This window comes from Streptomyces sp. NH27, from assembly GCF_056859195.1.
In genome coordinates, this window is record NZ_JACEGK010000469.1 from 1 (window position 1) to 6,335 (window position 6,335).

4 protein-coding genes and 1 pseudogene are annotated in these 6,335 nt (G+C 73.4%); 1 reads left to right on the top strand and 4 read right to left on the bottom strand.

Translation table 11 applies throughout. The features are described from left to right. A partial coding sequence (locus tag AC13HU_RS29465) for an ATP-binding protein (RefSeq protein WP_483045019.1) occupies nt 1–3,010 on the top strand: 3,010 nt, incomplete at its 5' end. 44 nt (nt 3,011–3,054) lie between these two features. Here AC13HU_RS29465 and AC13HU_RS29470 read toward each other — a convergent pair. The 4 genes and pseudogenes from AC13HU_RS29470 to AC13HU_RS29485 all read right to left on the bottom strand — a co-directional run. After that, nucleotides 3,055–3,885, bottom strand: coding sequence for an ABC transporter permease (locus tag AC13HU_RS29470; protein WP_483045020.1), 831 nt, complete (start codon nt 3,883–3,885; stop codon nt 3,055–3,057). Nucleotides 3,886–3,995: 110 nt separating this feature from the next. After that, nucleotides 3,996–4,976: pseudogene (locus AC13HU_RS29475) on the bottom strand (ATP-binding cassette domain-containing protein); the annotation flags it as partial. Between the two features lie 191 nt (nt 4,977–5,167). After that, entirely contained in the window at nt 5,168–5,890 is a 723-nt protein-coding gene (locus tag AC13HU_RS29480; protein ID WP_483045022.1) for an anti-sigma factor family protein, read from the bottom strand. Between the two features lie 5 nt (nt 5,891–5,895). Further along, nucleotides 5,896–6,335 (bottom strand): sigma-70 family RNA polymerase sigma factor (locus AC13HU_RS29485; RefSeq protein ID WP_483045021.1); only part of this gene is annotated, 440 nt, incomplete at its 5' end.

A 6,335-nucleotide genomic window follows, 5' to 3' on the forward strand; every position in this document is an offset into this window, starting at 1 on the left:
GCCCACCCCCGGCGCGGACCCGGGCGCTCGGCCGTCCGCCGCGGCCGGCGACGGTGTGCCCGCGGGCTGGACGTACGACCGCACGCCGGCGGGTGGCGCGCGCGTGGCCGACCCGGGCGCTCGGCCGTCCGCCGCGGCCGGCGACGGTGTGCCCGCGGGCTGGACGTACGACCGCACGCCGGCGGGTGGCGCGCGCGTGGCCGACCCGGACCGGGGCCGTACCGCGGCCGGCGGCCGGGCGGCGGAGTCCGGGCTCGGCAACTCCAGGGCCCGGCTGACCAGCTTCGTGGGCCGCGAGAGCGACCTCGCGGCGGTGCGGCACGACCTGGCGCAGGGGCGGCTGGTGACGATCACCGGCCCCGGCGGCACCGGCAAGACCCGGCTCTCCCAGGAGGCCGGGGACCTGGTGGCGGGCCGCTGGGCGGACGGCGTCTGGTACGCCGAGCTGGCCCCGGTGAGCGACCCGCGCACCCTGCCGGAGGCGGTGATCAGCTCGCTCGGGCTGCGCGAGACGCTGCTGCACTCCGGCAGCGCCGCCGAGGCGGCGAACGCGGCGGAGACCGGCCCGCGCGACGCGGCCCGGCAACTCGTCGAGGACTGCTCCGGCCGCGAGCTGCTGCTCGTGCTGGACAACTGCGAGCACGTCATCGACGCGGCCGCCACCCTCGCGGAGTCGCTGCTGGCGAACTGCCCGGGCCTGTCGGTGCTCGCCACCAGCCGCGAACCGCTCGGCGTACCAGGTGAGTTGGTACGGCCGCTGGACCCGCTGCCGGACCCGACCGCGCTGCGCCTGCTCGCCGACCGGGGCGCCGCGGCCCGCCCCGGCTTCTCCGTCGACGACGACCCGGTGGCGTGCGCGGAGCTGTGCCGGCGGCTGGACGGCCTGCCGTTGGCGATCGAACTTGCCGCGGCCCGGCTGCGCAGCTTGTCGCCGCGGCAGCTCGCCGACCGGCTCGACGACCGCTTCCGCCTGCTCACCGGCGGCAGCCGTACGCTCCTGCCCCGCCAGCAGACCCTGCGCGCCGTCGTGGACTGGTCCTGGGACCTGCTCGACCCGGCCGAGCGCGTCCTGCTGCGCCGGCTCGCCGTCTTCCGCGGCGGCTGGACCCTCGACGCGGTCGAAGCGGTCTGCGCGGACCCCGCCCCTGCCGACGGGGACGAGCACGGGGACGGGCACGGGGCGCGGGCCGCGGCCGGGCCCGCCGCCGCGGAGCGGATAGCGTCGCCCGACGCGGCCGCCCTGCTCGCCTCCCTCGTCGACAAGTCCCTGGTGCTGGCCGAACAGGACGAGGACGGCTCCCGTTACCGCATGCTGGAGACCATCTCGGAGTACGCCGCCGAGCGGCTCGACGAGTCCGGCGAGCGCGCCGGGATCGAGCGCCGGCACGTCGTCTACTTCCGCGAGTACGTCCGCACCGCCGACCCGAAGCTGCGCGAGCGCGGCCAACTCGTCTGGTTCGAGCGGCTGGAGCGCGAGCACGACAACCTGCGGGCCGCGCTGCGCCGGGCGGTGGACGCCGCGGACGAGCAGGAGGCGCTGCTGCTGGTGATCGGCTGCGCCTGGTTCTGGGAGGTGCGCAACTACGTGTCGGAGCGGCTGCACTGGCCGGCCGCGGCGGCCGCGCTCGGCCCGGACCCGTTCGCCGAGCCGCCGAGCCTGGAGCCGGTCGAGCGCGGCACCCTGGACGACCCGGCGCCGCGGGCGGGCGAGCGGCTGCTGGAGGCGCGCCGGCATGTCCGGGTGATCGAGATGTCCGCCCACGACGACGAGAACGACTGGTGGTCCGACGACAGCATCGTCAGGGTCGGCGTCGCCCTGATCGAGACCTACCCGCCGCACCTGCCGCAGTCCGCCCGGCAGCCCGGCCTCGCCCGTTCCTTCGGGGCGTTCTTCTCCGGCGACTTCGACCGGGTGCACGAGCTGATGGACGAGACCGTCGAGAGCTGCCGCCGCTTCGGCCGCACCTGGGACCTGGCCTTCGCCCTGCAGTTGCGGGCGAAGGTGAACAACGACGTCAGCGAGCGGCTCGACGCCTCGCTCGCGGACCTCGGCGAGAGCCGCCGGCTGTTCGAGCGGATCGGCGACGAATGGGGCACCGCGGAGACGCTGTCGGGGGAGGCCGAGGCGGCCGGCAACATGGGCGACTGGCCGCGCGCGGTCCAGTGCTGCCGCGAGGGCATCGCGCTGGCCCGCAAGATGGGCGCCCACCAGCACGTGCCGGTGCTGACGGTCCGGCTCGGCGACGCACTGGCGAGCATCGGCGAGGTGGCCGAGGGCGAGCGGGTGATACGCGAGGGCATCGCGGACGCCGAGGGGTTCGGCTCGGCCAGCTACGGTGCCGCCTTCTTCGGAAGGGTGCAGCTCGCCGGCCTGCTCGCCCGGCTGGACCGGGTGCCCGAGGCGCTGGCGCTGGTCGACAGGACCATCGTGGACAGCAGCGACAGCCACTCCCCGGTGCCCGGTTTCGTCAGCGGGATGCTCCGCGGCATGAAGGGTTACCTGGTCGGCCGGTCCAGCGATCCGGCGGGCGGCCTCGCCATGCTCGCCGACGGCATCAACGAGATGAGCCGCCATCCGCTGGCCCAGGTGATCACCCCGCGGCTGGCGATCATGATGTCGCCCGGCGTCGTGGAACTGCTGATCCTGCTCGCCGAGTCCGAGTCCGAGTCCGAGTCCGAGTCCGGGTCCAACTCCGCGTCCGAGTCCGGGCCCAGGTCCGCGCCCGGGTCCAACTCCGCGTCCGGGGCCGGGTCCAACTCCGACGCCGCGTCCAACTCCGGGTCTGCGTCCGGGGTCGAGCGGGAGCGGCTGACCCGCGCGGCCGCGCTGCTGTCCGCGCACGACCGGCTGCGCCCGCTGGCGATCGCACCGCTGGAGGCCCGCGACATCGCGAACTCCCGTGGCCGGCTGCGCGAGTTGCTCGGCGAGGCCGGCTTCGCCGCCGCTTACGCCAAGGGCGACGACCTCGATGTCGCCGAGGCCGTCGCCTTGATGCGCGACGTGAACTGACAGGTCGTCGGGTGGCACCGGTCCGCGGTGCCACCACCGGCCGCTCAGGTCTTCTTGCGGAACCGCGCCACCGCCAGCGGCGCCGTCACCACGGTGATGCCGACCGACCAGGCCACGACCATCCACACCGAGTGCGCGACCGGGCCGCCGTTGATCAGAGCCCTTGACGCGTCCGCCAGGTTGGACAGCGGGTTGACCTTGGTGAAGCTCTCCAGCCAGTCCGGCATCGTGGTCGGCTTGGCGAAGATGGAGCTGCCGAACTGCAGCGGCATGAGCACGATCATGGCCACCCCCTGGACCGACTGGGCCGTCTTCATCGTCAGACCCAGCAGAATGAAAATCCACATCAGTGAGGCACCGAACGCCAGCGACAGCACTACCGACATCAGCAGGTGCGGTACGTCCGTCGCGACGCTCATGCCGAGTGCGAAGCCCATGCCGAGCAGGATCGCCATCGCGATCATCATCCGGCCGACCTCGACCACGATCTTCGCGATCAGCACCGAGGACCGCGCGATCGGCATCGTGCGGAACCGGTCCATGACCCCCTTGCGGAAGTCGTCGTTGATACCGGTGCCGACCGCCATGGCGATGTTCATGCCCATCATCGCCATCAGGCCGGGGATCACGTAGTTCACGTACGCCTGCTGGTGCCCCTTGCCGGAGACCGCGCCGCCGAAGACGTAGACGAAGAGCAGGGTGAAGATCACCGGCATCAGCAGGACGTCGATCATCGACTCCGGGTCCTGCTTGATCTGGAGCATGTTGCGGCGGGCCAGGGCGCCGATGTGCCGGAGGTTGGCGCGTAGGCCGATCCTGCCCTCGCTCGCCGCGACATTCGCCGGGGCGGTCAGTGTGGCCGAAGCCGCGCTCATACCGTGACCTCCACGTTCTTCTTCGAGTCCGTCGTGCTGTCCGGGGTGAGCGGGTCCCGCTCGGCGCCCTCGGCGGAGCTGTCCCCGGCGGAGCTGTTCCCGGCGGAGCCGTCCTCGGACGGTGACGCCTTCTGGCCGGTGACGGCGAGGAACACCTCGTCCAGGCTGGGCAGGTGCGTCTCTATGTGCGCGATGCCGAAGCCGCGACCGCCCAGCAGCCCCACCACGGCGGTGAGTTGGTCGTCGCTGAGGATCGGCACGCTGATCATGCCGTCGTCGTCGGTACGCGCGCCCGCGACCCCGTCGAGGCCGGCCTCGGCGATCGCGGCGGCCATCTCCGGGGCCGCGGCGGGCCGGCTCGGCCTGATCCGCAGGGTTCGCCCGCCGACCTTCGCCTTCAGCTCGGCCACCTTGCCGCCGGCGATGATCCGGCCGCGGTCGATGACCGTCAGCTCGTCGGCGAGCTGTTCGGCCTCTTCCATGTACTGGGTGGTGAGCAGCACCGTCGCCCCTTCGGCGACCATCCGCTGCACCTCGTCCCACACCTCGTTGCGGGTGCGCGGGTCCAGGCCCGTGGTCGGCTCGTCCAGGTAGAGCACCGAGGGCTTGCCGATCATGCTCGCCGCCAGGTCGAGGCGGCGGCGCATGCCGCCGGAGTACTGCACCGCGGGCCGCTTGGCGGCCTCGGTGAGCGAGAAGCGCTCCAGCAGCTCGTCGGTGCGGGCCCTGGCGTCCTTGCGGGACAGGTCGAGCAGCCGCCCGATCATGTACAGGTTCTCCCGGCCGGAGAGCTTCTCGTCGACCGAGGCGTACTGCCCGGTCAGGCCGATCACCCGGCGCAGCTGCCGGGGCTGCTTGAGTACGTCGAAGCCCGCCACGTGGGCGCTGCCGGCGTCCGGCCTGATGAGGGTGGACAGCACTCGTACGAGAGTGGTCTTGCCGGCCCCGTTCGGGCCGAGGACGCCGAGCACCGTGCCCTGGCGCACTTCCAGATCCACCCCGTCGAGCGCCTTGGTCGGGCCGTAGTGCTTGACCAGACCGCGCACCTCGACGGCGGCGGTCCCACCGTTGTCTGTCAGTCGCGTCGTCATGTCCATCACCCTGCACGAGTTCACCGACACGGCGCCGATATCCCACCGACAGCGATATGTCGGCGGGATATCGGTGCGGTGAGCCGCAGGTCAGTAGGGGTGCGGCATACGGCCTGGTGCGGGCGGGCCGGTGAAGCAGCCGTCCGGGCGCTTGCGCGGGTGCCGGCCGGCTCGGTGTGCGGGCGGGCCGGTCAGCCGGCGGTGCCGCGCGGGCGGTCCGTGGGCTGCGTGCCGGACTGCGGGATGCTCAGCAGCAGGGTGCCGTCGTCGGTACGCACCTCGAACCGGCTGATCGCCTTCACGTGCAGGCCGGTGGCGCCGCTGACGGTCAGTGCCTCGCGCTGCGCGCCCGTACCGTAACCGTCCTGCGGCACCGACCACGTCGCGACCGTCTCCCGGGAGTCGTCGCGCCCCACGGCGTCCAGGTGGCAGTGGTCCGGGCCGTGTACCCCGGCCAGCCGCAGGCTGACGGCGGTGCCCCACGCCTTGTCGGTGAGCCCGACGACGGCGGACACCCCGGTCGCCGGGTTGCTCGCCGACTCCCGCCCGGCCGGGAAGGCGTTCGCGGCCGGGGCGGAGCCGTGGCCGTCGTCCTGGGTGGCCAGCACCGTGATCGTGGGTCCGCCGACGACCAGCACCGCGGCCACCGCCACCGCGACCAGCCGTCGCCGACGGCGGGCCCGGCGCTCGCCGGAGACCTGCCGCAGCAGCCGGTCGAGCAGCGCGTCGCCGGGCGGCTCGGGGATGCCGATCCCGTCCGCGCGCAGCTCGGCGAGGACCGGCACCACCCCGCTCAGCTCGTCCAGTTCCTGCCCGCAGGCGTCGCACTCGGCCAGGTGCTCCTCGAACGCCGACATCTCCGCGTCGTCGAGCGCCCCGAGCAGGTAGGCGCCCACGTCCACATGAGGCGTCATGGGGGTCACGAGGTGGTCACCCCTCTCTCCTCCAGTGCGTTCCGCGCGGCACGCAGCGCGTAGAAGACCCGGGACCGTACGGTGCCGGGCGGCAGTCCCAGCTCCTCGGCCGCCTCGCTGACTGTACGGCCCTTGAAGTACGTCTCGACGAGCGCTTCGCGGTGGGCGGCGGACAGGTCCTGGAGCGCGTCGGAGATCGTCATCAGGCGCAGCGAGCGCTCCAGTTCGTCGCGGGCCGGCAGCAGGTCCAGGGCGGCGGGGGAGGTCTCCGGCGGGCGGGTCCGCCGGCTGCGGTGGCCGTCGATCACGATCCGCCGGGCGACGGTGATCAGCCAGGGCCGCAGCGACCTGGCCGCCGGGTCGAGCTGTGCCGCGCTCTTCCAGGCCCGCAGCAGGGTCTCCTGGACGACGTCCTCGGCGAGGTGGCGGTCGCCCGCGACGAGCT